The sequence below is a fragment of the Halorhodospira halophila SL1 genome, from assembly GCF_000015585.1.
GTDB lineage: Bacteria > Pseudomonadota > Gammaproteobacteria > Nitrococcales > Halorhodospiraceae > Halorhodospira > Halorhodospira halophila.
On the sequence record NC_008789.1, the window covers coordinates 1,616,972 to 1,643,028 of the forward strand.

20 protein-coding genes are annotated in these 26,057 nt (G+C 67.0%); 10 read left to right on the forward strand and 10 right to left on the reverse strand.

Going from position 1 to position 26,057, the window contains the following annotated elements:
- Positions 1 to 66: 66 nt before the first annotated feature.
- Both HHAL_RS07565 and HHAL_RS07570 read left to right on the forward strand, forming a co-directional pair.
- On the forward strand, positions 67 to 873 hold the full coding sequence (locus tag HHAL_RS07565) for a DUF3108 domain-containing protein (protein WP_011814285.1): 807 nt from the start codon (positions 67 to 69) through the stop codon (positions 871 to 873).
- Between the two features lie 79 nt (positions 874 to 952).
- Positions 953 to 2,254, forward strand: a complete 1,302-nt coding sequence (locus HHAL_RS07570; protein ID WP_011814286.1) for an ATP-grasp domain-containing protein — start codon at positions 953 to 955, stop codon at positions 2,252 to 2,254.
- Here the strand turns inward: HHAL_RS07570 and HHAL_RS07575 are convergent.
- Positions 2,248 to 2,715 carry a GNAT family N-acetyltransferase gene (locus HHAL_RS07575; RefSeq protein WP_011814287.1) on the reverse strand — a complete coding sequence of 156 codons (468 nt, stop codon included), beginning with the start codon at positions 2,713 to 2,715 and terminating at the stop codon, positions 2,248 to 2,250. The genes HHAL_RS07570 and HHAL_RS07575 overlap by 7 nt on opposite strands.
- A 27-nt stretch (positions 2,716 to 2,742) precedes the next feature.
- Between HHAL_RS07575 and HHAL_RS07580 the strand changes: the two genes are divergently transcribed.
- On the forward strand, positions 2,743 to 4,068 hold the full coding sequence (locus tag HHAL_RS07580; RefSeq protein ID WP_011814288.1) for an ArgE/DapE family deacylase: 1,326 nt from the start codon (positions 2,743 to 2,745) through the stop codon (positions 4,066 to 4,068).
- A 3-nt stretch (positions 4,069 to 4,071) separates the two neighbouring features.
- Complete coding sequence (locus tag HHAL_RS07585; RefSeq protein WP_011814289.1) at positions 4,072 to 6,108, forward strand: CocE/NonD family hydrolase; 2,037 nt, start codon at positions 4,072 to 4,074, stop codon at positions 6,106 to 6,108.
- Here the strand turns inward: HHAL_RS07585 and HHAL_RS07590 are convergent.
- Positions 6,105 to 7,151 (reverse strand): D-alanine--D-alanine ligase family protein, encoded by a 1,047-nt coding sequence (locus tag HHAL_RS07590; RefSeq protein WP_011814290.1) that lies wholly within the window; start codon positions 7,149 to 7,151, stop codon positions 6,105 to 6,107. The two genes, HHAL_RS07585 and HHAL_RS07590, sit on opposite strands and share 4 nt — an antisense overlap.
- Positions 7,152 to 7,313: 162 nt before the next feature.
- On the opposite strand from HHAL_RS07590, the gene HHAL_RS07595 reads away from it, so the two are divergent.
- The 6 genes from HHAL_RS07595 to HHAL_RS07620 all read left to right on the forward strand — a co-directional run bounded on the left by HHAL_RS07595 (position 7,314) and on the right by HHAL_RS07620 (position 14,550).
- Entirely contained in the window at positions 7,314 to 8,123 is an 810-nt protein-coding gene (locus HHAL_RS07595; RefSeq protein WP_011814291.1) for a S1 family peptidase, read from the forward strand.
- A 9-nt stretch (positions 8,124 to 8,132) separates the two neighbouring features.
- Positions 8,133 to 10,061 carry a hypothetical protein gene (locus HHAL_RS07600; RefSeq protein WP_011814292.1) on the forward strand — a complete coding sequence of 643 codons (1,929 nt, stop codon included), beginning with the start codon at positions 8,133 to 8,135 and terminating at the stop codon, positions 10,059 to 10,061.
- Between the two features lie 147 nt (positions 10,062 to 10,208).
- Positions 10,209 to 11,438, forward strand: a complete 1,230-nt coding sequence (locus HHAL_RS07605) for an SAM-dependent methyltransferase (protein ID WP_011814293.1) — start codon at positions 10,209 to 10,211, stop codon at positions 11,436 to 11,438.
- 69 nt (positions 11,439 to 11,507) lie between these two features.
- Positions 11,508 to 11,978, forward strand: a complete 471-nt coding sequence (locus HHAL_RS07610; RefSeq protein ID WP_011814294.1) for a Crp/Fnr family transcriptional regulator — start codon at positions 11,508 to 11,510, stop codon at positions 11,976 to 11,978.
- Positions 11,979 to 12,149: 171 nt separating this feature from the next.
- Complete coding sequence (locus HHAL_RS12650; protein ID WP_049751539.1) at positions 12,150 to 12,794, forward strand: DUF4870 domain-containing protein; 645 nt, start codon at positions 12,150 to 12,152, stop codon at positions 12,792 to 12,794.
- A gap of 223 nt (positions 12,795 to 13,017) precedes the next feature.
- Positions 13,018 to 14,550: an XrtA system polysaccharide chain length determinant gene (locus HHAL_RS07620; RefSeq protein ID WP_011814296.1), complete on the forward strand. Its 1,533-nt coding sequence runs from the start codon at positions 13,018 to 13,020 to the stop codon at positions 14,548 to 14,550.
- Here the strand turns inward: HHAL_RS07620 and HHAL_RS07625 are convergent.
- From HHAL_RS07625 to HHAL_RS07660, 8 genes are read right to left on the reverse strand one after another with little or no spacing between them, the layout of a single operon-like run.
- Positions 14,547 to 16,292: a hypothetical protein gene (locus HHAL_RS07625; RefSeq protein ID WP_011814297.1), complete on the reverse strand. Its 1,746-nt coding sequence runs from the start codon at positions 16,290 to 16,292 to the stop codon at positions 14,547 to 14,549. The genes HHAL_RS07620 and HHAL_RS07625 overlap by 4 nt on opposite strands.
- Entirely contained in the window at positions 16,283 to 17,560 is a 1,278-nt protein-coding gene (locus HHAL_RS07630; RefSeq protein ID WP_011814298.1) for a glycosyltransferase, read from the reverse strand. The genes HHAL_RS07625 and HHAL_RS07630 overlap by 10 nt, the downstream gene beginning before the upstream one ends.
- Positions 17,561 to 17,562: 2 nt before the next feature.
- On the reverse strand, positions 17,563 to 18,810 hold the full coding sequence (locus HHAL_RS07635) for a glycosyltransferase family 4 protein (protein WP_011814299.1): 1,248 nt from the start codon (positions 18,808 to 18,810) through the stop codon (positions 17,563 to 17,565).
- Positions 18,807 to 20,120 (reverse strand): phenylacetate--CoA ligase family protein, encoded by a 1,314-nt coding sequence (locus HHAL_RS07640; protein WP_011814300.1) that lies wholly within the window; start codon positions 20,118 to 20,120, stop codon positions 18,807 to 18,809. Before HHAL_RS07640 ends, HHAL_RS07635 begins: the two co-directional genes overlap by 4 nt.
- Entirely contained in the window at positions 20,117 to 22,030 is a 1,914-nt protein-coding gene (locus tag HHAL_RS07645; protein WP_011814301.1) for an XrtA/PEP-CTERM system amidotransferase, read from the reverse strand. Before HHAL_RS07645 ends, HHAL_RS07640 begins: the two co-directional genes overlap by 4 nt.
- Positions 22,031 to 22,036: 6 nt before the next feature.
- Positions 22,037 to 23,236, reverse strand: a complete 1,200-nt coding sequence (locus HHAL_RS07650) for a TIGR03088 family PEP-CTERM/XrtA system glycosyltransferase (protein WP_011814302.1) — start codon at positions 23,234 to 23,236, stop codon at positions 22,037 to 22,039.
- Positions 23,233 to 24,813 (reverse strand): exosortase A, encoded by a 1,581-nt coding sequence (xrtA, locus tag HHAL_RS07655; protein WP_041595104.1) that lies wholly within the window; start codon positions 24,811 to 24,813, stop codon positions 23,233 to 23,235. The genes HHAL_RS07650 and xrtA overlap by 4 nt, the downstream gene beginning before the upstream one ends.
- Positions 24,803 to 26,056, reverse strand: coding sequence for a TIGR03087 family PEP-CTERM/XrtA system glycosyltransferase (locus tag HHAL_RS07660; RefSeq protein ID WP_011814304.1), 1,254 nt, complete (start codon positions 26,054 to 26,056; stop codon positions 24,803 to 24,805). The genes xrtA and HHAL_RS07660 overlap by 11 nt, the downstream gene beginning before the upstream one ends.
- Position 26,057: the final 1 nt, after the last annotated feature.

The window sequence follows — 26,057 nt, forward strand, 5'->3', positions numbered from 1 at the left end:
ACACCCCCTTTTGCCGTTCGGCTACCTGCCGATATCAAGGGCACGTAAAACCACGTTGACCGGACCATGACCCATCGATCGTCCGTTTTGCCGCTTCGCCCGCGCAGCGCCGCCATCGCGTTGCTAATCGGCCTCGGTCCGGCTCTGACCGCGGCGGGTGAGCTACCCGAGAGTGGCAGCGCCCGCTACTGGATCCAGGAGGGGGGCGAGTGGCGCGGCTACGAGACCGTGACCTGGGACTTCGAGGCCGATGACACCTTCCGGCTGGAACGCATCCGCGAACACCGCCAGCGCCCGGCCGAGGCCGAGCACGGGGGGGATCGGCGCATCCGCCGCACCCGTGAGATCAGTGAAGGCAATCTAGAGGGCGACGTCGCCCGCCCCGAAACCTACGAGGTCCGCACGGCGACGGTCTTCCAGCCGAGCGCGGACTACGACCTCGAGACCGCCTTCGACGACATCGAAGAGGAGACCACCCTCGCGGCACGCTTTACCGACGACGAGGCCGCGCTGGAAGAGGACGAGATCGCCGTGCCTGCCAACGCACTCGATCCGCTCACCCACCGCTGGCAGGTGATGCAGGAGGCCCTGGAAGGGACACGCCATACGGAGATCACCCACCAGGTGGTCGATGAAGAGGGCGAGATCTCGGAGGTCGTCTTCCGCGTGGAAGGCCGACAGACCGTGCGCGCCCACCCCGGCACCTTCCGCACGGTGCGCCTGACCCGCCAGCAGCCAGGGCAGCAGCGGGCAGTGCGCTGGTACATGGCCGAGGGTTGGGCCGGGCTGCCCGTCCGCACTGTTGACCGCCGCAGCGAACGTCATGCCCAACGCACCCGGCTCGAGCGCATCGAGGCAACCGGCGACGGCTAATCCGTGCAGCGCGGCCGTTCTGAGCTACGCTCCCTCCTTAGGGCACCGTGCCCTTCGGCAAGTCCGGTTGAGGGCCGCCATGGACGATCGCAAGCATATCTACGTCGTCGGACTCGACGATTTCCACCTTGAACACCTCAAGACCGTGCGCGGCAGCGAGGGGTACCTATTCCATCCCCTGGCCGAATACAGCGCCATCGTGCTCCCTGAGCGCTACGATATCCCGGCCATCCTCGATCATGCGCGTCAAACGCTCGATCTGGCCCCGCGCGTGGACGCGATCATCGGCCACTGGGACTTTCCCACGACTTCAATCGTCCCCGTCCTACGCCGGGAGTACGGCCTTCCCACGCCGTCCCTGGAGAGCATCCTGCTTTGCGAGAACAAGTATTGGAACCGCCTGGCCTGTGAAGCGTCCGTGCCGGAGTGCACCCCTCCGTTCCAGGCCATCGATCCCTACGGCGAGGATCCGCTCGGCGCCCTCAAGCTCGGCTACCCGTTCTGGCTGAAACCCGCGGTGGCCTTCTCGTCCCTGCTCGGTTTCCGCGTCGAGGACGACGCGCAGTTCCAGGATGCCATCGCTGCCATCGCCCAGGGCATCCCCACCTTCGCCGAGCCGTTCCAGGCGTTCACCGACCTTGTTGAAAACCCGAAACGCCTGCCGCGGACGGGGAGCGGCGCCACGGCCCTGGCCGAGGGCATCATCCAGGGCCGCCTCTGCACGCTCGAAGGCTACGTCTACAACGGCGAGGTGGTGACCTACGCCATCCTCGACTCCCTGCGCGGGGCCAACCAGGTCAGCTTCGTCAGCTACCAGTACCCGTCCAGCCTGCCGATACCAGTCCAGGAGCGGATGAAGGACTACGCGCGCCGCCTGCTGACGCACATCGGCCTCGATCAGACCGCGTTCAACATGGAGTTCTTCTGGGACGAGGATGTCGACAAGATCTGGTTGCTTGAGGTCAACCCACGGATCTCCAAGTCGCACTGCCCGATCTTCGAGATCGCCACGGGCAGCTCCCACCACGAGGTCGCCATCGACGTAAGCCTGGGCCGTCGACCCCAATTTCCTCGCGCCGAGGGGCGCTTCCCCATGGCGGCGAAATTCATGCCGCGGGTGTACGGCGACGCTCGGGTCCTGCGCATACCCGACCCGGCGCAGATCCACGCTCTGCAGCTCACCCACCCGGAACTCTCCATCCACATTGCAGTGGCCGAGGGTATGCAGCTCTCCGAACTACGGGGCCAGGACAGCTACAGCTACGAGATCGCCGAGCTGTTTATCGGCGGCGAGGACGAACAGCACCTCCACGACAAGTTCCGGACGATCATGAGGCAGCTCGACTTCCGCTTCTCCGCGCCGCTGCCAACCAACTACTGACGTTCGGCCCGGCGCTCAAGGAGCAGGATGCGCGAGCCGTGCGTCGGCGGTGCCTGTGGGTCGTCGGCAAAACCCAGATCGCGATATAGGCGCAGCGCCCGGCGATTCCTGGTGAGCACACTGAGCCAGAGGCGCTGCCCGCCGAGTTCGGTGAAGACATACTCGACCAATGCCCGCACCGCCCGGCGACCGTATCCGCGCCCCTTGCCGGCGATGGCGATTCGGCGAAGAAGCACCGTCCCGTCGGGGTGATCCACGTCCTGGAGGATCGCGTAGCCCACCGCCCGTAGCGGCCGGCCCGTTTCCAGGATGAAGTGGGCGCAACTGGACGCACGGAGGCAGGCCTGGTGCTCGGCAAGCGTCCACTGCTCGACGAATTCGGCGTTCTCCGGGGCGCTCTCCACGGCACGCACGAAATCCAAGTCTTCGGGTGAAGTCGGTCTCAGCTGCATATACTCCATGGTAGCCCCTGAACCCGTGGAGCACGCATGGTCCGACGTACCGCCTATATCGATGAAGAGCGCATCCACGAGCGGCTCGTCTCCCTGATCCGCATCCCCTCCATCACCGGAGAAGAGGATGCAGCGGTGGCCCGCATCGCCAACTGGCTTCAGCAGCACGACGCCGAGATCGATTACTGGAACGACGGCATCGCCTCGCTACAGCGGGACCCGCGCTATCCCGGCCATGAGGTGGAACGCGCCTGGGCCCCGGTGGTGGTCGGGGTGGTCCGCGGCGAGCAGCCGGGGCCGAGCGTCCTGCTGACCGGCCACGTCGATGTCGTACCCCCGGGCGATTACAGTTTGTGGCAGGACGAACCCTTCTCCGGGGTCACCCGTGGCGACCGTGTCTTTGGCTGCGGCGCCTCGGACATGAAGGCCGGCCTGGTGGCCGCGCTGGCCGCCTTCGAGGCCTTCGCCGAGGGCAACCGCCATTTCCCCGGTCGGGTCATTTTCGCCGCCGTCCCAGCCGAAGAGGACAGTGGCCTGGGCACCCTGGCCGCCATCCGCGGCAACTGGCGCGCCGATGCCTGTATCATCCCCGAGCCAACGGTGCAGCACGGCGTCCCGGAGCTGGTCGTCGCCCACGCCGGCGCCATGTCTCTGCGGATCCGGGTACCCGGTCAAGCGGCGCACGCCAGCAAACGCCTTCAGGGGGAGAGCGCGCTGGATCACTTTTTCACCCTCTATCAGGCCATGCGGGCGGATGAGCAGGCCCTGAACGCCGCCGAGCAGCACCCCCTGATGACTGTGCACCCGCTGCCCTACGCCACCAACGTAGGCACGATCCGCGGCGGACTGTGGTCATCGTCAGTGATGGACTCGCTGGAGGCCCTCGTCCGCGTCGGTGTCCCCTTGGGCACAACCATCGAGGAGGCCGAGGCCCGCTTTCGCCGTGCCATCGCCGAGGCGATCCGCGACGACCCTTGGCTATCCCGCAACCCGCCCGAGATCCGCCGCCTGGCTTCGGGGTTCGGCTCGGCGCAGATCGACCCGAACCACACCCTGGTCCGCACCCTGGCCGAAGCCGCCGAGGAGGAGTTCCGTCAGGAGCCGCGCATCGCCGCAGCCCCCTACGGCTGTGACATGTCCGGCTGGGTCCGCCTGGCCGGGGTGCCGACGGTCATTTACGGCCCCGGCGACATCGACGAGGCCCACGCGCCCAACGAATCCGTCTCCCTTGAGACGACCTGCCGGGTCGCTCGCACCCTGGTGCGCACCACCGAACGACTCCTTGAGGCCGGTGTCGAGGGCCTGGGCTCAACGGGCCACCCCGAACCGGCTGCCCCCGGACACAACCGGAGTCACGACTGACCCATGCGCATCGTCGAGGACTTCCCAGAGGCGATCCGGGTGATCGAGAACCTATGGATCCCGATGCGCGACGGGATCCGCCTGGCGGCCCGCGTATGGCTGCCCGAAGGGGCCGAACAGACGCCGGTACCGGCGATCCTCGAGTACATGCCGTACCGCAAGCGCGATTTCACCCGACTGCGCGATGAGCCGCTGCACCACTACTTCGCTGGGCACGGCTACGCCTCGATACGGCTGGATCTGCGCGGCACCGGCGACTCCGAAGGCGTGGTGCTGGATGAGTACCTGGCGCAGGAGCAGGACGATGCGGTGGACGCCATCGCCTGGATCCGCGAGCAGCCCTGGTGCGACGGCGGCGTCGGCATGATGGGCCTCTCCTGGGGCGGTTTCAACGCCTTGCAGGTCGCCGCACGACGCCCGGCCGGGCTCCGGGCCATCCTGACCCTGTGCTCCACCGACGACCGGTACGCCGACGACGCCCACTACAAGGGCGGCTGCCTGCTCAATGAGAACCTGACCTGGGGATCGAGCTTCTTCAGCCTGGCAGCCTGGCCCCCGGACCCGGCCATTGCCGGCGCCGACTGGCGGGCCATATGGCAGCAAAGGCTCGATCACCTGCGCCTGTTCCCGGCGGTGTGGATGCGACACCCGCACCGCGATGACTACTGGCGCCACGGCTCGGTCTGTGAGGACTACGCTGCCATCGAGTGCGCCGTCTATGCGGTGGGCGGCTGGTCCGACGGCTACGTGAACGCCATCCCGCGCCTGATGGCCGGTTTGACCTGCCCGCGCAAGGGGCTGATCGGCCCCTGGCCCCACGCTTTCCCCCACGCCGCGGTGCCCGGGCCGCGCATCGGCATGTTCCAGGAGGCCGTGCGCTGGTGGGACCACTGGCTCAAGGACGCAGAGACCGGGATCATGGATGAACCCATGCTCCGAGTCTGGTTGGAGGAGTGGGTTCGCCCTTCGCCGCACCTCGCCTACCGGCCCGGGCGCTGGGTCGCCGAGGCGCAGTGGCCCTCCCGGCGCATCCGACCGCGGCGTTGGCACCTGAACGTCGGCGCCCTGGGAGAGGCCCCCGATACCCCCGAGGACGCGGTGCGCGTGCGCTCGCCGCAGACCACCGGACTCAAGGGCGGCGAGTTCTACGGCTACGGCGCCGAGGGCGAAGGGCCGCTGGATCAGCGCGAGGACGACGGCAAATCCCTGGTCTTCGACTCCGATCCGCTATCCCAGCGGCTAGAGATCCTCGGCAGCCCCGAGGTCAACCTGGCGTTCACCGTGGACCGCCCGGTGGCGATGGCCGTCGTGCGTCTCAACGACGTGGCGCCGGACGGCACGTCCGCCCGGGTGACCTACGGTGCGCTCAATCTCTGCCACCGGGAAGGCCACGCCAACCCCCGCCCCCTCCAGCCGGGCACACGGTACCGGGTACGCATCCCGCTGAACGACATCGCCTACGCCTTCCCCGCTGGCCACACGGTCCGGATCAGCATCTCAACCGCTTACTGGCCGCTGATCTGGCCGTCGCCCGAGTCCGTCGCCCTGACCGTCCATACCGGCGCCAGCACCCTGACACTCCCAGAACGGCCGCCCGACCCGGCAGACGAGGCACTGCCCCCGTTCGCACCGCCCGAACGCGGGCCGGGGGCAGAACCCACGGCCCTGGAGTGGGTCGATCCCCACCGTACGGTGGCCCAAGACCTGACCACCAACGAGACGATCTACACCACCTTTGGCGACGCCGCCGACCTGGAGGGGGCCGCCCTCGCCCGGCTCGAGGAGATCGACCTGGCCGTGGGCCACACCATCCGCAGGTCCTTCCGCATCAACGAGTCCGACCCCCTTTCGGCTCAGGCCCTGATCGAGCTGGACGCCCGCCTGCACCGCACGGGCTGGGACGTGCGCATCGAATGCCAGACCCGTATGAGCGCAACTGTCGAGCACTTTCGGGTCAGCGCTGAGCTGGAGGTGTTCGAGAATGGGGAACGCATCTTCCACCGCCACTACGATGAATGGATCCCGCGGCAGCTGCTTTAGTCGCGACGGCCGATTACCCGGCCACTGGCCGCATAGCGGTCCAGGGCAGCCCGGACAATCCGTTCCAGCAAGTCGGCGTAGGAGTAGCCTGCATACCCAGCCATCATCGCCAACTTGCCGTCCGGTCCCCAGGAGGGGTGGTTGTTGAAATCGAGCAGGCGGGGCACGCCCCGCAGGTCCTCGCGGAAGTCCACCCGGGCGTAGTCCCGGGCTCCAACCCGGGCAAACAGGCGCCGGGCCGCGACCTCCATAGCGGAGCGTTTCTCTTCGCTCAGTTGCGCCGGGGCAAAGCGCAAGGCCTGGTAATACGGGGAGGCGGGATCGACCTTGGAGCCGTAGGAGAGGATCGGCGGCAGCTCCGGCGGCAGCGCTGTGTAGTCGACCACCAGGGCCGGTAACACCAGCAACCCGGTAGCCGGATTGCCGACCAACCCCACCGTGTACTCGGCGCCAGGCAAGTACTCTTGAGCAAGCACCCAGGCGGCCCCCGAGCCTGCCAGCCGACGCAGGTAGGCCTGCGCCTGGTGGGCGTCCTCGACCACGCAATCCGGCTCCATGCCGATGCTGCCGCAGCCGTCGTTCGGCTTGATCACCGCCGGATAACGCTCGGGTAGAGCCGGGGTTGGGTCGCTGAGGTCGATGGTGCGCTCCTCCGGCACCGCTACCCCCAGCGAGGCGGCCAGGGCACGGACCGCCGCCTTGTCCCGGCTCAGGCCCATAGCAGCCCCCCCGGTACCGGTGTAGGGGATCTCGAACAGCTCCAGCAACGCCGGGATATTCGCCTCGAGTTCCAGTCGATTGCAGTAGCCGTTATCGCACAGATTTACGGCCAGCTCTGGGGGGTCGGCGCGCAGATCGTCGATCAGCCGCTCGTGGTCGTCGAATACGCGCAGGGTCACCCCGGGCAGCGCCGCCAGCACCCGCCGGGCCTCCGCGGCTGCCTCCAGCTCCTGGGGGCCGATCCGCCCGTAGGGACCGTAGGCGTAGGGCAGACGCGGGTCGCCAAAGAGAACACCGAGGCGCAGGGGGGCGGGTACATTCACAGTGGGCACGCTCCAAACAGCCAGAAAGGCGCGCGGCGCGCCCTTTGCTAAACCTAGCAGGCGCTCGCACGGTCCACAGCAAGTGTTATGCTCTTAACGGTTATGGTCGAATGGTCATCAGATCCATCACCACCTAGTCGCACTCACCTGGAGCCGGCACGGATGACCCGACATCCCCGTTCTCTCACATGTTGGCTACTGGGGCTCGGCGCTCTACTCCTGATCGCGAAATCTACAGCGACCTCGGCGTTTGCCAAGGATGACCTAGCTGACACGATCGAATCGATCACACCTTCCGTAGTGGGGGTTGGCACCCATGCCCCGACGCGCAATCCCCGCGTTGATTTCCGGGGGACCGGCTTTGTCATCGCAGACGGCAATGCAGTGCTGACCAACCAACACGTCCTCCCCGAGACCCTGGATGAAGAGCGCCGGGAAAGCCTGATCGTTCTGGTCGGTGAGCCGGGGTCGCCCGATATACGCACCGCAGAGCCCGTGGCCCGTTCCAGGGCCCACGATCTGGCCATCCTGCGCATCGAAGGCGATCCACTCCCGGCTCTGAACATCGGCGACCCGAACGACTTGCGCCCCGGCAACCAGGTGGCCTACACCGGCTTCCCGATTGGCATGGTGATCGGTTTCTATCCGGTGACGCACACCGCGATCATCTCTGCGCGCACCCCCTTGGCATTGCCGGCACAACGAGACGATCAACTGGACCCCGGACAGGTGGCGCGGCTTCGCCGGGAAGAGCCGCCGATGGTGTTCCAGCTCGACGGCACCGCCTATCCGGGCAACAGCGGCAGCCCGGTTTACGACATCAGCACCGGACAGGTCTATGCCGTGCTAAACAAGGTATTTGTTCAGGGTGGGCGTGAAGCGGCCGTGCGCGAACCGAGTGGTATCAGCTACGCGATTCCACTCGATCTAGCCGAGTCGCTGGTCGAAGAGTACGAGCACGAATTCCGTTAACCGGTCCCGGTGCGCTTCCTAAGCTGGAAAAGGCAATCGCCCGCCCCCGCTGCGGACGAGCCCAGTTCACAGGGCGTATCGCTGGACCGCGAAGCCAACGAGCGCCTAGAGCAGTGGTCCCGGGCGGTACGTCGGGTACGCGTCTCCCGCTCACTGCTGAGCCTGGCCTGGACCGCCGGCCCGGTGACGGGGCTCGGCTTGACCGGCGGCTACTGGGTTGCCTATGGCCAGCCACCCCACACCCAGCTGCTGATCTATTTCACCACCTTCACGGTGCTCTCCGGGCTGATCGGTCTGCTCGCCAAGATCGTCTACGACAGCACCTGGGGGCCCGCCCAGGAACGCGCCGAGGCCGAGGTATCCAGCGCCATCGACCACCTCGGCGACCTGATCCTGGCCAGCCGCGATCTTCACGTCGCCGGCCTGAGCGGCCACGCGCGACGCAGCGAGGCGGCGCGCCAGCTTCTGCGCCGCGTCGACCTCTCCCCGGCCGGGATCGGCCTGGCCTGCCAGGATCTCACCGGGGACCGCCAGCTCGGCGAGATCCTGGCACGCATCGAGAGCTACCGCCGCTCGGGCCTTTTCACCCGCATCCGGGATCTCAACGCCCAGCACGAGGAGCTCTTCGATGCCGCCTACCAGCAGATCCGTGGCGAGGCGCCGCTGGCAGCGAACGCGCTGCGCGAACGGTTCCTCGGCGAAGTCCCCCAGCTGCGCGCGGGCATCCAGCGCAATGAGGCGTTCATCGAGCGCGTGCTGGCCGGCTTCGAGGAAGACAATCCGCTGCTGATCACCATGGGCGACGTCGAGGATATGCTCGGTCTCGCCTTCGAACTGATCAATGGGCGCGAGATTCCCATCCTCACCTTTACCTACCGTGGCCGCTGGCAGCTCGCCCGCGCGCTGGAAGCCCTGGAGACCACCCGCAGTCGCTATCGTCTAGCCCAGGCGGCCAGCGACAACCGAATCCGCGCCCTGGCGGCCTGGCTGATCGAGGCCAACGCCCTGCCCTACGAGCTGGTCCCCGAGGAGCTTCCCCCGAACAAGCTGCTGGAACGCGTCATAGCGGCCATGGATGACCTGCAGATGCGCATCGACCGGCTCCAGGCCCTGGAGCAGCGCCGCGCCCTGGACCGCGCCAGCCGCGAACGGCTGGCGCGCACGGCCGACACCCTAAGCACCGCCTTATCTCTGTATCGCTCGGCCCGCGAGGCCCTGGTGACCCTGGGCAACGCCCACGCCGAACTGCTCAAGGCCACCGAACGCTGGAACGACCTCGCCAGCGCCCTGCCCGGCGATCCACAACGGCTGCGCACCGACCGAGGCGGCCGTGGATTGCGCATTGTCGAGCGGACCATCTCCCTGGAAGAGGACGCCAAACAGACCGTCTGCCAACAACTTATGCGCCACCTCAGGGACGAGGGGCTGGAGTGGCTGCGCTCAGATCCGCAGGGTCGCCACAACAGGGAACACCTGCGCAACCTGACCCCCCAGCGCGCCCGCCACCTGGCCGTTGAGACCGCACTGGCCCTGGAGCCCCATATCCAGCTTTCGCGCCCGGAGGTGCAGCGCGGCCTGGGGGCCACCAACGCCAGCTACCTTGGTGGGCTTGAACCGGGCATGAGCGCCCGGGAGAAACGCGACCTCGGCGAGGCCATGGCGGCCAGCGTCGAGGAGGACCTGAGTCGCTCCGCTGAACAGCTGGCCCTGGCGCTGGTGCGCCACTACCACGTGGAACTCACCGAAGACGGCCGGCAGTTCCTGACCGAGACCTACGGCGCCCGTGAACGGGTCCTGGCGACCATCTCCCGCGGCCAGCAACTCAGTGAGCAGGCCAGCCAGGTGAGCCTACTGAGCCGACGCCCGACACCGGTCCCCCTGCCCCGCCGCGACTGGTACCGCAGCCTGGTCCGCGCCCGGCGCTCACTTCGGCGCTAACCGCGGCGATAAAGCGCACGGGGTGCGCGCCTGAGTCCCGCCCACCCCCCTCCAACACCGCCGGTTTCTTGAGCCACACTGATGGAAGTGTCTTTTTGTCCGGCCCCCGGGCCGGGCCCACCAGGCAGGCATGATGGAGTCGTCTCTATGGAATGGGTGGAGCAACGACTTGGCCAACGCATCCGCCGCGGAACCCTGGAGCTGCATTACGATGACGGCGAGCAGCGGGTCTACGGCGACGGTGGCCCACCGCACGGCGTCATGCGTCTCCACCGCCGTCGCACCCTGCGGCGGATCGCACTCGATCCGGAGTTCATGCTCGGTCAGACCTACATGGACGGCGACTGGAGCCCTGGTGAAGGCGGGCTCCTGTCTGTACTGGAGGTCCTCCTGCACAACTTTCCGCCGCCGCGGAACGGGGGCCTCAAGGGCTGGCTGATCTGGGCCTCGCGCCCGCTGCAGCAGTGGAACCGCGCAGCAGCCGCGCGGCGCAACGTCGCCTCCCATTACGACCTGGACGACTGGCTGTTCCAGAACTTCCTGGACACCGACATGCACTACTCCTGCGCCTATTTCCGGGATCCCGAGATGGATCTGGAATCGGCCCAGCGGGCCAAGGCCGCCCACATTCGTCACAAGCTCTGCCTGCGCCCGGGGGACCGAGTTCTGGACATCGGCTGCGGCTGGGGGTCGATGGCCATCCATCTGGCCCGGCACGAACAGGTGCAGGTGGTGGGCCTGACCCTCTCCCGCGAGCAGCAGCGTCTGGCCCAGGAGCGGGTCCGGCAGGCTGGCGTGGCCGATCGCGTCGAGATCCGGCTGCAAGACTACCGGGACGTCACCGGACCGTTCGAGCGCATCGTTAGCGTCGGCATGTTCGAGCACGTGGGCGTTCCCTTCTACGACACCTACTTCGACACCATCCGCCGACTGCTGACCGAGGACGGCGTGGCCCTGGTCCACAGCATCGGACGTTTCAATCCGCCGGGGGTCACCAACCCATGGATCCGGCGCTATATCTTCCCGGGCGGCTACATCCCCGCCACCTCCGAGGTCATGGAGTCGGTAGAGCGGGTGGGAATCCGCACCACCGACATCGAGGTGCTGCGGTTGCACTACGCCTACACCCTGGCCCACTGGCAGAAGCGCTTTCAGCGCATCCGCGGGCGAGTGGCCGAGGCCAAGAGCGAGTCCTTTTGCCGCATGTGGGAGTTCTACCTCGCGGTCAGCGAGGCCGCCTTCCGCTGGCGCGGGATGATGGTCCTGCAGCTGCAGCTGGCGCGGCAGCAAGACGCAGTGCCTTTGACACGCGATTACCTTTACAGTGGGGAGCGCGAAGAGCGTCGATGGCCGGAGCCGTCACGCATTGCAAGTTAAGCCGTACCCGTCGAGCGGCCGGGCACGGAGCCGGCGGCGGCGGATCATCCGCCCCAGGAGACACGCACCATGCCCGCATCCATCGCCAACATCCTGTCCGATCAGGAGTTCTTCTCAGGGTTGGAGCGTGCCCACGTCGAGTTCCTGGCCGAATGCGCGGCTGCGCGCTCCTTGGAGCAGGACGAGGTCCTGTTCCGCAACGGCGACGCCGCGGACGCCTTCTACCTGATCCGCTCCGGCGGCGTCGTCCTCGAGGTCCCCGCCATCAGCGGGCCCACGCTGGAGGTTCAGCGCCTGGGGGCGGATCAGATCATCGGTTGGTCCTGGTTGATTCCTCCGTACCGCTGGAACTTCAACGCCCGCGCCGAGGACACCACCGAATTGCTGGTGTTTGACGGCGCGGCGGTTATCGCCCGCTGTGAGGCGGATCCGGCTTTTGGATACCAGATCCTGAAACGCTTTTCGGCGCTGATGTCGGAACGATTAGATGTGGCAAGACAGCGCATGATGGACCAGTGGAACCCTCCGGGGTTCGCTTGACACATTGTTTTCGGAGCAACCCATGGGCCGCGCGAATTCATGGTTACCCACGGGGAACAACTGAGGGCGGCCCAGACTAGCGGTTTGCGGAGGTTATCGCTCCTCGGTACTGTGACGACGGGCCGGGGGTATGATTCGCCCTGATGGGGCTTTTCCATGGAGGTGTCCAGAATGAGCGAGGACATGAACGACAAGTCGACCAAGAAAACCTCGGAAACGAGCACCAAGAGCAGCACCACCAAATCCACGGGAAGCACGGCCAAGGCCGGCGCCACCAAGTCCGAGAGCGCCAAGTCCGAGGCTGCCAAGTCGGGCACGGTGGAGACCGCCGCTGAGCAGGGCAGTGCCAGCAAGGGCACCAGCAGCACGACCGGCAAGGCGAGCAGCTCCGCCTCGACCAGCAGCTCCACGGCCTCGGGCTCTGCGGCTTCCGGCTCCAGCAAGAGCAGCAGCGACAGCGGCGAGGCCTTCCTCGGCAATTCCGGGCTACCGCGTCACTTCGCCGCCGGTCTGTCCTATGTCGGCGGGCCCATTACGGGTGCCATCTTCCTGCTGCTCGATCGCGCCGACCCGTTCGTGCGTTTCCACGCCGCACAGTCGCTGGCGATTTCCGCCGTCATTGCCGTGATCTGGATCTGCGTGGCAATCCTCAACGCCGCCTTCGCCGGGATGCCCCTGGTGTTCTGGGTGGGTCTGATCGGCCTGCTGTTCATGGCCTTCAACGCGTTCCAGAGCAAGGACTGGGAGGTTCCGGTCCTCGGCGAGTACTCGCAGAAGCTCTCCGACAAGGTGTCGCCTGAGGACAAGACCGACTAACGGTCTTCCCGCGACCCACAAGCTAAGCCAACGACCCCGACTTGCCGGCCCCACCCCGAGCGGCTGGCAAGTCGGGTTTTTTGTCCCCTGCCACTTCCCCCGCTCGAACCTCCACTACACTTGACTGGTGACGGTCCAGTATCGCAGCCACTGGCCAGCGTTTAGGTCGATATTCAGATCCGGTGGGATTTTTTCGAAAGGCGCGAGCCGCGGAGGTTGGCAAGTGGGTTTAGAGCAACTCTATCAGCACATTATCCAGCAGCTGCGCGCCTCCTGGCGGCGCCGGTGGTGGCTGATCCCGGTCGCGTGGGCGGTCTGCCTGGTCGGCTGGGCTTACATCAACACCTTACCCGATGTCTATCAGTCTTCAAGCCGCGTCTACGTAAACTCTCAGACCGTGCTCGAACCCCTGTTACGCGGTATGACCGTCCGTCCGGACACAGAGCAGCGCGTCCGCATGATGACTGTAACCCTTCTCAGCAACGACAACCTCAGGGAGATCGCTCGCCAAGCGGATCTCGATGTCCTGCTCAACCAGGATAATGAACAAGCGTTGATCGGCACCTTGCGCGGCGGCATTCAATTGGACGGTGGCCGGCGCGATAACATCTACACCATCGCCTTTTCCCACCGGGATCCCGAGGTCGCCTATCGGGTCGTCCGCGAGACCTCCAATCTGTTCATGGAGCGCGGCCTTGGCGACTCGCGGGTTGATCTCGCCTCCTCGCAGACGTTCATCGAGCGACAGCTCCAACGTTACGCCAGTCAGCTGCAGAACAAGGAGGCTGAGCTTGAATCCTTCAAGCGTGAGAACCATTCGCTGCTCAGCGCTGGCGGCAACTATTACACCCGGCTGGAGCGCGCTCGCGACGCCCTTGAGCAGGCACAGCTCGAGCGGGACGAACACGCCCAACGTTTAGAAACTCTGCAGGCCAGGCTCGAAAAAGACAGACAATCCCCCATTGCCGAGGACGCGCATTTGAGTAACCCCCGGCTGGACCAACGGATCAGCCGGCTGGAATCCCAGCTCGATGAGATGCGGCGCCACTTCACGGATGCCCACCCGGACGTCGCCCAAACTCGACGCATCCTCAAGGAGCTTGAGGAGCGGCGCCGTGAAGAAACCCGCATGGCTCTCGCAGATCCCGCTCGGTCCGTCGAGGGCGTTGTCGGCAGCCCGCTCCGGTTGGCATTGGTTGACGCAGAAAGCCATGCTGCTTCGCTGGAAACCCGCGTTCAAGAGCATAAGCGGCGCGTGGAGAACATCGCCGCGCTTGTCGATCAGGTTCCTGCCATCGAATCCCGATTCAATGCCTTAAAGCGCGACCACGAGGTGCTGCAGCAAAGCTATCGCCAACTGCTGACCACCCGCGAGCGGGCCGCCATGACCGGGTCCGTCGAGACCGAGACGGCTGCCGTCGATTTCCGGGTCCTGGAGCCGCCGACACGGCCGAGTTCGCCGTCCGCACCCGATCGCCCCCTGCTTGCGAGCGGTGTCCTCCTGCTAGGCCTCGGCGCCGGCTCCGGACTGGCCTACCTGCTCGCTCAGTTGCGCGGCACCGTCACCTCCACCGCACGCCTGGCGGAGATCACCCGTCGCCCCGTACTGGGCTCGGTCACCCGGGTCCCGACCCCGAACCGGCGGCGGCGTCAACGGCTCGAGCTCATGATCTTTGCAGGGATCCTCGGAACCCTCTTTGTGGCCTATCTGATGGTGTTGGCGTACTACGGCGGCGGGGGGTTGTGGCCGTTCTAGGCCAGGGTGCGGACGATCTGCCAGCTGTAATCGCGGGCCGGCCAGCGCAGGGGCTCAGGATCGCAGCCGGCCACGGCGCGACCCAGACTGCAATGGGCCTCGCCCCCCGCCGCCTCTCCGTCTAACGGAGCAGACGCCGAGGGGCACGGCGTCAAGGACCAGCCCCCCGGGTTCAACACCCGTGCACCTGAGTCCGGCTGGCCCAACAAGGTCCAACGCGCAATCAGGTGACGGTTGTCCCCATCCCAGACCATCTCCACGCGCCAGCTGTGACCCGCCAGACGAGGCGGTGAGGCGCCCTGGCGCCGCTGCCAGGCACCACCGAGGAGCCGCCAATCGATGGCGTCCCGGATCCGTTCCCTCCAGGAGCCGGCGCGCGGCCGGCACAGCGCTACGGGGGCACCCTCGCCCCACCAACGCAGCCCCACAGCCGTCGATGCCCACCCGGTGCGTTCAAAAAGCAGGGGACCGTACAGCTCGCCCCCATCGAGCACCAGCGGCACCCACCCGGCCTGCCGCGGCTCGGCCAGCCAGTCGGATCGAGGGCGCCGCGTCGCGCTTGGAAGGACCGGCTGCCCCGCTACCTCCAGGTGAAAGGCCTGCCCCGCCGCCGATCGCAGATCCCCTTCGCCCCGGCTATAGCCCTGCACCGCCTGACCCTTGAGGTTCACACAGACGGTCCAGTCATCGCCATCGGCCCGCAGAAGCCCCGCCGCCCGGTCTTCCCGGGGCGCTCGCTCTGCCGAACCACCGAGATTGAACTCGCACACCGGTGCGCGACCGGCGACCAGCGCCTCATCGCCGTCGGCCACCAGGCTGAGTAAGCCGGCCGTCCAAGCGTTGTAGACGCTCAAGTGCATATACCGGTCCCACCCCCCTTCAGCGCCGCTGCGACACGCCGGCGTCAGCCACAGAAGTCCATCCTCCCGCCTTTGGCGCTCCAGACGCTGGCGCAGGGCTTCGAGCAGCACCACCCCGGAGTGGCCCCTCTCCAGGCCATCGCCGCCGGACGACAAAACGCCGCCGAGCACCGCCATCAGGCAGGCGTCCCCGAAGAGGGCGTGATTGCTCCGTCCGAGGCCACCGCAATACCCCCCTCGCGTCGCTACCAGATCCAGCCAGGACCATCCGCGCTCGAGCAGGGCGCGGAGCCGCGGGTGATCGACCCGGCACACCGCCAGCCAGAGGCAGAGCAGCGCTTTCACATGGTAGGCCACCGGGGTCGCAACCCGACCACCGCTCCCAGCCGGAAAATCCACGAAGCCCCCGGCCGAGGTCATCCAGCGCTCGGTCAGGGCAGCCAACCGTTCCGCGCGGCGTTGACGAAGAAACGGCGTCTCCGCCTCAAGGAGGCGAACCGTAGCGGCGAGCAGGGTCCAGTTGTTCGACGGATAGCGCCTGCGCAAGCGGCATCCGCGAAGCGCGCGGCGTACGCGATCCCGATCGGCCTGCTGCGCGCCTTCGCGCTCAAGCCGACTCTCCAGCAGCCGAAGCCCAAGGCGATTGAAGGGCTCGTGGCCGCGCTGCGCAACCGGTAGCGCCGTCCAGGCATCCAGCGGCCGCCGCCAATCCCCGAACTGCGGGTGCACGTGTAGTGCGAGTGCGGCGAAGATCGGCGCATAATGATCGGTCGGTGTCCAGCCGTCCAGGGTGTCCGGCTCGCGCAACCGGCCGTCCGGCTCCAGATAGGCAGCCAGACCGCCAACCCAAGGCTCCAGCCAAGCCCGCTCGATCACCGGCACGGACCCTCCCCGCCCCCGCCGGCAGGCCGACGCGCACCCTGCCCGGCGCCGTCAGCGGCGGCCTCGAGCTTGTCCACCAAGGAGGGGATCCGGGTCTGCCAGGCGTTCGCCTGCGCGTAGTCCAGGATCACCTGCCGATCCCAGTCATACGCCAGGGCCTCAACAATGGCCCGGCGCAGCGCCTCCGTATCCCCGAACGGCACCAGCGTCCCGAGCTGGTCGTGAGCGATCACCTCGGCGTTACCCCCGACATCGGTGGTCACCGTAGGCAGCCCGCAGGCGGCCGCCTCGAGGAAGACATTCGCCCACCCTTCGAAACGGGTGGGGAGCACGAAAAGGTCCGCCGCCGCGTAGTAAAAGCGAAGGCGCTCCGAGGCCACCGCACCGGCAAAGTGCACACGCTCCGCCACCCCCAGATCTTTTGCCAGATCCCGCAGGCGCTGTTCGTCATTGCCGTCGGGGCTCCCCCCTCCCACAGCCAGGTAGTGGAGGTCGCCGATCTGCTCGTCCAGGGACGGCATCAGCTCGATCACCCGATGAAACCCCTTGCGCTCGTTCAGCGTCCCGACCGTAATCAACACTTGGGCACGCTCCGGGATCCCGAGCGCTCGCCGGCAGGCCATCCGATCCTCAGGCCCGAATAGCGCCAGGTTGATCCCGTTCGGAACGACCTCCACGGACCGCTGCGGCTCCATCCCCAGCGCCACACTGCGCAGCGACTCCGAAACCGAGAAGACCCGCGCGGCATGGCGTAGCGCTCGCCGCGCCAGGAAACGGCGCACCCGGGTGCGCGAGATCCGCACGATGGTCCCCCGCAGGGTCACCGTGTAAGGGCAGCCCAGCCACCAAGCGGCGAGCCAGGCGGCCACCCCGTCCGGGTAGATGAAATGCGCGTCGAGCAAATCGAGCTGACCCCTTCGGCGCAGCCGCCGCAGGGTGGGCAACGCCCCGAGGGCCTGGAACAGACCGTCGAGGCTTTTCAGCACACCCGGCAGGCAGAGGAAACGCGGGTGGTAGACGGTCGTCCCGGCTTGTTCCTCGCAATACGCCACAGAGGGCCGATACCACGGCCTCCAGCGCCGGACGATACCCTCCCCCGGAAACCAAGGTACCGGTGCCACCACAACCACCGGCAGGGAATCGGCCACCCGGGTCATACGCTCGCGCACGAAGACCCCGAAGGTGGGCTGCGCCTCGTTGGGGTAAACGCGGGTGAAGACCACCACGCGCGGCCCTTGCCGGCGATCCGATACTTGGCCGCCCGTCACGGCTACGACACCCCCTCGGGAACGCGCCGACCGTTAGCAGCCTCGGCCGCCGTGATCACGCGTCGTGCATTCTCGAGCCAGGTGTAGCCGTGCTGGTGGATCCGGTGGGCGCCGTTCCCGGCCAGGGTCTCTCGGGCCGCAGGGTCTTCGAGCAGTTCGACCAGGCGGTCCGCAAGGGCCTGCCAGTTGTTGGGCGGGAAGAGGCGTGCGGTCACCCCGTCCTCGACGACTTCGCGGATATTGGGCCGATCCGGGGCAACCACCGCTCGGCCGACACCCAGATACTCGAAGAGCTTGATCGGTGAGGCGTAGGCGGTCACGTCGGGCTGCACGGCAACATCCAAGGCAGCGATGTGTGCCGGGATCTCCGAGCGCTCGACCGGCCCAGTGAAGACCACCCGCTTGGTAATCCCCAGCGCTTCGGCCTGTCGCTGCAGCGCCGGTACCGCGGGGCCGTCGCCAACAATCAACAACCGCGCCGCACTCCCGCCGTGCAGCCGCGGCGCCATCGCCTCCAGCAACCCATCCACGCCGTGCCATGGGCGGATCCAGCCGACGAAGCCCACCACCTGGCAGCCCGTCAGCCCGTAGCGTGCCCGGATGGCATCGCCATCGACCCCGGGATGGAAGACCGAGCCGTCCACCCCGTTGGGCAACACCAGCAGCCGCCCTTCCGGCACGCCACGCTCGATAAAGATCCGCGCCATGGCGTGACTAACCACCACCGTGCGGGTTGCCGATCGACAGAGCCAGTCTTCGATCCACTGCGCCGCCCGGCGCCAGACCAGCCCCCCGTGGGCCTCAAGCTCGAGGCTGAGCGGCGCATTGACCTCGAGGATGAAGGGGCGACGGATCAGCCGGGCCACCAACAGTCCCGCGAAGGAGAACAGCGAATACCGTTCGTAGATCAGATCGGGGCGCCGTGCCAGCACACGCGCGAGGAGCAGGGCGAACGCCGGGCCGTTGTAGGCCAGTGCCAGCAGCTCATAGAGCCAGTGCGGGATCGCCCGACCGGCCAGGGTCGGACCGGCTTCGGCGGCCGCTTCCCGTTGCCCGGCCCCCTCCCCCTGCCCATCCTTTTCGATGCGCTCAGAGCGCGACCCTCGTGCTCTTCCCGGTGTTCGCCGCAACGATCGCGGCTCGACGATATCCACGGTATGGCCAAGCGCGCGAAACGCATCGACCAGCGCGCGGATGTGCACGCCCTGCGCGTCCTCGGCCCGGGTGCGATGGTGGTAGAGAATCCTCACGGCTCAAGCGCCTCGCTTTCCACCCAGCGATACTTCCCGGACGCACTCGGCGGTATCACGGAAACCCGCTCGAAACGCACCGGCACCTCCATCCCGAGGGTCCGACGCAGGCCCTCTGCCACCTGACGCGCCTCGGCCTCCCCCCAATCGGCATCGGCAACCACCTGGATATCCAGGCTCCGGTCCGTTCGCTGCACAAGCCGGTATTGCACCACCTGCGGCACTTCCCGGAGCACATAGTTCGCCGCTGAGCCGTGGATCCGACGTCCCTCCGCCCCCACGAGGAAATCATTGCGACGCCCCTCTAACCGGTCGAGCACCGGCAGCGGCGAGCCGCAGGGACAGGCTCCAGCGCTGACCCGGCCTCGATCCCCGACGCGGTAGCGGATCAGGGGCATGCCGAAACCGTCCAGGTTGGTGATCAGCAGATCGCCCACCCCGGAGGCGTCCGGCGCGTCCACCTCCACCCATACGTGCTCGGCGGCGATGTGCAGTCGCCCCTCACGACACTCATGGGCGGTCAGCCCGGCATCCCTAGACCCGTACTCATTGGCCACCGGCGGCGCTCCCAAGCCCGCTGTAATCGCCTCGCGCAGCTGCGGATAGAGCATCTCGGAGGTGCAGACGACCAAATCGGGTCGCCACCCCCCTAGCAGTCGCGGGTGATCCGCCGCATGGCGTGCCACCCGGGCGATGACCGTCGGGTAGCCGTAAACAAGGTGGGGGCGGAACCGGCCGAGGAAGCGCAAATAAGCCTCCAACCGATCCGGGCTCAGATCGTGCGCCGAACACAGCGCCTGGTTGAGCAGATACTGATCCTTGAACCGGCGAAACCGCGACGACTTGTTCAACTCGACGGGGGATCCCCAGAAATCCACTTGCCGATCCCCTGGGCGCACCCCGAACCAAGTGCGAAAACGCAGCTTATGGGCGTTATGCCGGGTCTCCTTGACCGGATCGGTCCAGAACGTGAGCGGACGCCCCGAAGATCCGCCGGTGGACGAGGGCAGGAGCCTGCCCGGGTAGTGATCGCTACACAGCGCATCGCCGTGCTCGCGCACGGTATCCCGCTCGAGCACTGGGAAATCGGTGACCTCCAGGGCCCCGTTAGCGGGCAGCCGCGCCCGATAGAACGGCACCCGATCCCGACAGTGCTCCAGGAGGGCCGCCAGCTTCTCGCGACGCAGCCGGTACACCGCGTCGGGGTGCTGCTCGCCCCGACGCAGGGCCGCCAGTTCGGCGAGGGTTGCCCGGCCACGCAGCCGCTCATGGGCGGGCAACAGGAGCCCACGGACCAGCCAGGGGGTCACCGCGCCCCCTCCACACAGCGGCGCAGGAAGGACTCCAGCATCAGCAGGGCCCACAGCGGACGGGCGTGATTGCTTCGCCCGGACTGGTGTTCATCGACCAGGGTGCGCAACCGGCTCGCATCGAAGTAACCGCTGTCCATCAGCCGTTTGCCGAGCACGGCTTCGCGGAGCCGCTGGCGCAGCGGTCCGCGAAACCACTCCGCGATGGGCATATTGAACCCCTGCTTGGTGCGGTAGAGGACATCGTGGGGCAGGCGATCCTCGAAGGCCCGCTTGAGGAGCCACTTGCCCTGCTGATTGCGGACCTTGAGATCCGTAGGCAACCGCCCCGCCCACTCCATGAACCGGTGATCGAGCAGCGGCACCCGCACCTCCAGCCCGTGGGCCATGCTTGCCCGATCCACCTTGGTCAGGATGTCGCCCGGCAACCAGGTTTTGAGATCCAGGTACTGCACAAAGGCGAGCGGGTCGTGGGTCGGTGCCTCGGCGGCGTGGCCACGCAGCACCTCGGCGGCGTGGTACCCCTGCAGTTCGCGCTGAAACCGCTGCGAGAACAGCCGGGCGCGCTGATCGTCATCGACCACCGCGACGCTGCGCAGATACCCGGCCACCGGATCCGCCGCCAGCGCCTGGAAAGTCGCCTTGCCACGCAGGTACTTAGGTGCCCAGTCGGCCTTCGGGTACCAGCGGGCCAGCGACCCGAACAGACCTCGTCGAAGGCCATCCGGTAGCCGCCCCCGCAGCCGGGCCTCCCGCTGATAACCGCGGTAGCGTCGGTACCCCGCCAGCACCTCATCGCCCCCGTCCCCGGATAGCGCCACCGTAACGTGCTGCCGCGCGATCCGGCTGACCTCGTAGGTAGGAAGAGCCGACGGGTCGGCGAAGGGCTCGTCGAAGAGCAGCGCCAACTCGTCGATCAGGTCGAAACGCTCCGAATCCACCTTGTGGATGTGGTGGTTGAGGCCCAGGTGCCCGGCCACCTTCCCGGCGTGCTCCGCCTCGTCGTAATGCGGATCGCGGAAGGCAATGGAGCACGCATCCACCGGACGGTCACTGAGTTCGCTCATCAACGCCACCACGACACTGGAGTCGACCCCGCCGGAGAGGAAAGCGCCCAGAGGGACCTCGGCCTCAAGACGGATGTCCACCGCCTCGCGTAGCTGCGCGACCAACGCCTCGCCGGCCTGCTCCGCCGACAACGAGCGATCTGAGCTGCTATCGAACGTAGCGTCCCAATACTGTCGCGGGGGCCCCATCGGTTCACCGCGGCGTAGCAATAACGTATGCCCCGGCGGCAGCTTGCGTACGGCCGCAAAGATGCTCCGCGGATCCGGCACATAACCGTAGGCGAAGTAATCCTCGATCGCCCTCGGATCGAGGTCTCTCGGCACCTCGGCGCAGGCCAGCAGGGCCTTGATCTCGGACGCGAACAGCACCCGTCCGTCGGGGAGTTCGGCGTAGCACAGGGGCTTGATCCCGAGCCGATCGCGGGCCAGGAATAACGCCTGCTCATTGCGATCCCAGACCGCCAGGCTGAACATCCCGCGGAAGTGCTCGACGCAACGCTCGCCCCACTCCTCCCAGGCGTGCACAATGACCTCGGTATCACAGCGCGTGGCGAAGTCGTGCCCGCGCTGCTCCAGTGTCGACCGCAGCTCGGCATGGTTGTAGATCTCGCCGTTGAAGACGGTGATCACCCGGCCATCTTCATTGGCAAGCGGCTGCTGCCCCCCCGCGCGATCGATGATTGACAAGCGACGGTGGCCGAGCCCGACCCCGGCCTCCTGATGGATACTCGAATCGTCCGGTCCCCGGTGGGCCAGGCTCTCGGTCATGCGCCGCAAAAGCGCCTCGTCGCCGGCGCGCCCGCCTTCCAGGGCGTGATCCAGGATTCCGACTAACCCGCACACTGGCAGTTATCCCTTCCTTGCCACGGAGCCGCTCCGCGCCGGTGGCGCCAATAGCTCGCGATAAAGACTTTCGTAAGCCCCGACCATGGCCTCGACCGAGAAATGCTCCACCGCTCGCCGGCGCCCTGCAGCCCCTTCCAACGACCGACGGTGCGGCTCCTGAAGGTAGCCGGCCAGCCCATCACACAGCTGCTCGGGATCACCCGCAGGCACCAGCGTCCCGGTCACCCCCTCCTCAACCAGCTCCGGCAACCCGCCGACCCGCGATGCCACCACCGGAAGGCCACTGGCCATGGCCTCAAGGACCGTCACCGGGATCCCTTCGGCGAGGGAGGGCAACGCAAAGACATCGAACGCCGCCAACCGGGTCGCGACATCGGTGCAGTTGCCCGTGAGTTCCACGGCATCGGCCACATCCAACTCCGCCGCCAACGCCCGAAGCGACTGCTCTTCAGGACCACTGCCAATCACTACCAATCGCAGATCCCCGCGCTTGGCCGAGAACCGCTCGCGAAGACGGGCGAAAGCCCGGATAAGCGTCGCCTGGTCCTTCACCGCCGTCAGCCGCCCGACGGTGCCAATCACCAGGACGCCCCCTTGCCCCGAATCCTCCTCCGATGATCGCCTCGCGGCCCGATAACGCTTTGTATCGACGCCGTTGTAGATGTGGCGCACCCGGCGCTTGGGGATCCGCACCCGCTCGGTGAGATACTCGGCCAAGTGGCGGGAGACCGTCACGTGCCGTTGCACCCAGGGACTGAGGGCCCGCCGCAGCCAGCGGTACCGCCAGCGGGTCCCGTCGAGATCGGCCATGTCCCAACCGTGCTCCGCGTGGACGCGGCCCGGCACGCCGCTCAGCGCGGCCACCGGCTGGCACTCCAAAGCGGCCAGGTTCGACGTATGCACCACATCCGGCCGCAGCTGACACAACAACCGATAAAGACGCCACTGGGTACCCAACCCCCACCCGGGGGGCTTGTGGAGGGCATGGACGGGCACTCCATCCGGTAGCCGGCGACGGAACGCTTCATCGTAATCCGCCAGACAGACGACGACATGCCGGAAACCATGGTGGACGCTGCCGCGGACCAGCTCGACGAGGATGTTCTCCAGCCCCCCGACATCCAGACGATAGAGGATATGGGCAATCAGCGGGCGCGAGCCCTGCCCATCCCGGGGGCGCCGGCGATCATGGTCGATCGTCAACGTCCCCGAACCTCCTCCAGGGTCCCCAACAACTCGGGCAGCGCAGCCTCCGCAAAACGACGCAGGGCCGGCTCAACCTCCTCTGGATCATCGGGATAAAGCGCATAGAGCACCACCAGCGCTGCATCGTCGCGCCCCCCGAGCAAGCGGGACAGCGACTCCCGCGCCTTCACTTCGTGGGGGCTGGTGGTCAGCCGGTCCGTCACCCAGTACCAACGCCAGGCCAGGATCTGTCGATTCGGCCCGGTGAGCTCGAATCGTGCCGGGCGGGTCCAATCATCGATCTCCGCCCGCCCGGCCGAGCGTTGCCGCCAGGCGTCCCGATCCCGGCCGGCCATGGTATTATCCCAAGTGATCATATTCCCGTGCCGGAATTGCTCCCGGTAGTAGCCCACGTAGACCCCCACCGGAACCCCTTGCCCATCGACATAGTGCCGGTGGAAGGCCGCGCGCGCGTTGCGATACCCCGGCTCCCAGGGATCGGCCTCGATCGCCTCCCAGTCATTGAGGGGCAGCTCCGCCTCCTCCAACCCGGCAACAGGGCCGAGATCCCGCTGATTCATCCATCCGGCGTAGAGCGGCCCGGAAGCGACCAGTACTCCCCCCGTCAACGCCACCCCGGCAACCGCAGCAACCGAACGCGATCCAAGCCCTGTACTGTCGCTAAGCCGCTCCGCCATGCCACCGCCGCCTGGACCGGGCGCTGCCCCCTCGGAGATCGGCCGATCCTCGCGCCAGTAGGTCCCGATCCAGAACATCAGCGCGATCACCGCACCGAAGAACACCCAGCCATAGATCAGATGATCGACCCCCGCGGCCAACTCCATGCCACTGAGATGTCCGATCATCACGATCGCATAGGCGCGCAGACCGTTGGCGAGGATCGGCACCAGGAACGAGAAGGCCACGAAAACCAGCCGGCGCATCCAGCTTCGGTAAACCAGGTAGGCGTACAGCGTGCCCAGGGCGACGGTAGCGATGAGGTAACGCACGCCACTGCACGCCTCGACCACGGACCAGCGGCCGGTCGGCAACTCGAAGTTCAGTCCTTCGCGATAGACCGGCACGCCGGTTTGCTGCACTGCCCATACCGTGAAGTCGGCAGTCCAGTCCATCAGCGGCGGGACCAGGAACTCACCGAATGGGACGGCAGAGATCAGGTAGGCCAGCGGGAAGAGCAGCGTCCAGGCGACGGCGTTGCCCAGGCTCAGCCAGACGACAGCCGGGATCAGGAGCACCGCCGCGAAGTGGCGCACGGAGTCGACGTCCACCAACGCGCCGAGCACCCAGAGCAGGACCAGTCCGGCGACCGGCACCAGGGCCAGTGGTTGCACTCTGGGCTGTTGATCCGCCAGGGGGTGACGCAGCCGATAAACCAGGAAGAGGACGATGGGCACGATCAGGAAACCGTGGGCGAAGGTCTCTGAGCGTGACCAAATACCCACAATAGCCTGATAGGTTGGCAGGAAGGCGATCGCCAGCACCACGCCGAGCAGTGCCAATGCCGCCCCGTGCAGGTACCACGGCGCTCGATCCCCGAGCCCACCGCCGACAATCGCATCCGGGTTACTGGCCATCAGCTGCCTCACTCAACGCGTGTCCCTCATCGTCATCAATCCGTTCGGTCGTGCCAGCGAGCAGCCGGTCGAGCCGGCCAAGATGCCGGGCCCAACTGTAGTCCTGCACGACGCGCCTTCGCGCAGCTGCCCCCATACCATCGCCCCCGTCCAGGCACCGGCAGACCGCTTCGACCATTGCTTCCGGCTGCGCCTCGGCGCTTTCCACTTCCACCCCTAGGGCGACCTGCAGTCCTTCCAGGGCCTCCGGCGAAGCGACGATCGGCCGGCCGAGGGCCATCGCCTCGAGTACCTTGTTCTGGATCCCTCGGGCCACACGCAGCGGCGCCACGGCCACGGCTGCGTGACCAACCCAGGGGCGGACGTCGTCCACAAAGCCGGTGACGGTCACCCCGGGGCGGTTTGCCAGCGCAGCCACTGCCGGCGTCGGCCGATTACCGACCACGTAGAACCGAGCCGCTGGCTCCCGGGCCCGGACCTGGGGAAAGGCCTCCTCAGCGAACCAGCAGGCCGCATCGGCGTTCGGCCAATAATCCATGGCGCCCGTCAGGACCACCGGCCGCTCGTCGGCGGCGTAAGGGCTCGGCCCAAGAAGCCTCGGGTCGAAGTAGTCCGTATCCACGCCGTTACTCATTGCCGAGACGCTTTGCGCCGACTCCGGCGCGAGACTCCGGAACGCCGCCGCCTCGTCCGTAGAAACAAACAAGCTGGCGTCGCTCGACGCCGCCAGGTGTCGTTCGTAGGCCAATAGCCGGCGTGCCTCGCGGGCAAAGACCGCCCGCAGGGGCCAGGGACGATGGCGCGCGTACTGACCCCACTTATCGGAGTCGATGTCGACGAAATCCACCACCCGCAGTAGCGAAGGTGGCCGATCCGGCACGTACGGCCCCATCGACGAGGAGAAGCACATCGCGACATCGATTGGCTGCGCTTGGCACACCTGGCGAACCCACTGCGCCAGGTGCCGGTCCCGGTACCAGGGCAGGGTCAGCGGCTCTCCAGTGAGAAAACCGCCAAGCGCGCGCAGCTGCGCCCGCCGCCGCGGCAGTGGACGCGCGCACACGCTCGCGCAAACCGCTTCCAGGTCGGGGAGGAAACGCCAATCGTCCGGGTCATCGACAAAGGTCCCGAGGTGGACCCGGTGGCGCTCCGTCAAGTGACGGAGGATATGGTAAGAGCGGATCTTATCGCCCTTGTTCGGCGGCCACGGCACGCGATGCACCAGGAACAGGATCTCGGCCACG

Coding starts and splice junctions, on each gene's coding strand:
- HHAL_RS07585 (WP_011814289.1), top strand. CDS start 4,072: ATGCGCATCGTCGAGGACTTCCCAGAGGCGATCCGGGTGATCGAGAAC.
- HHAL_RS07580 (WP_011814288.1), top strand. CDS start 2,743: ATGGTCCGACGTACCGCCTATATCGATGAAGAGCGCATCCACGAGCGG.
- HHAL_RS07595 (WP_011814291.1), top strand. CDS start 7,314: ATGACCCGACATCCCCGTTCTCTCACATGTTGGCTACTGGGGCTCGGC.
- xrtA (WP_041595104.1), bottom strand. CDS start 24,813: ATGGCCAGTAACCCGGATGCGATTGTCGGCGGTGGGCTCGGGGATCGA.
- HHAL_RS07565 (WP_011814285.1), top strand. CDS start 67: ATGACCCATCGATCGTCCGTTTTGCCGCTTCGCCCGCGCAGCGCCGCC.
- HHAL_RS07575 (WP_011814287.1), bottom strand. CDS start 2,715: ATGGAGTATATGCAGCTGAGACCGACTTCACCCGAAGACTTGGATTTC.
- HHAL_RS07610 (WP_011814294.1), top strand. CDS start 11,508: ATGCCCGCATCCATCGCCAACATCCTGTCCGATCAGGAGTTCTTCTCA.
- HHAL_RS07605 (WP_011814293.1), top strand. CDS start 10,209: ATGGAATGGGTGGAGCAACGACTTGGCCAACGCATCCGCCGCGGAACC.
- HHAL_RS12650 (WP_049751539.1), top strand. CDS start 12,150: ATGAGCGAGGACATGAACGACAAGTCGACCAAGAAAACCTCGGAAACG.
- HHAL_RS07570 (WP_011814286.1), top strand. CDS start 953: ATGGACGATCGCAAGCATATCTACGTCGTCGGACTCGACGATTTCCAC.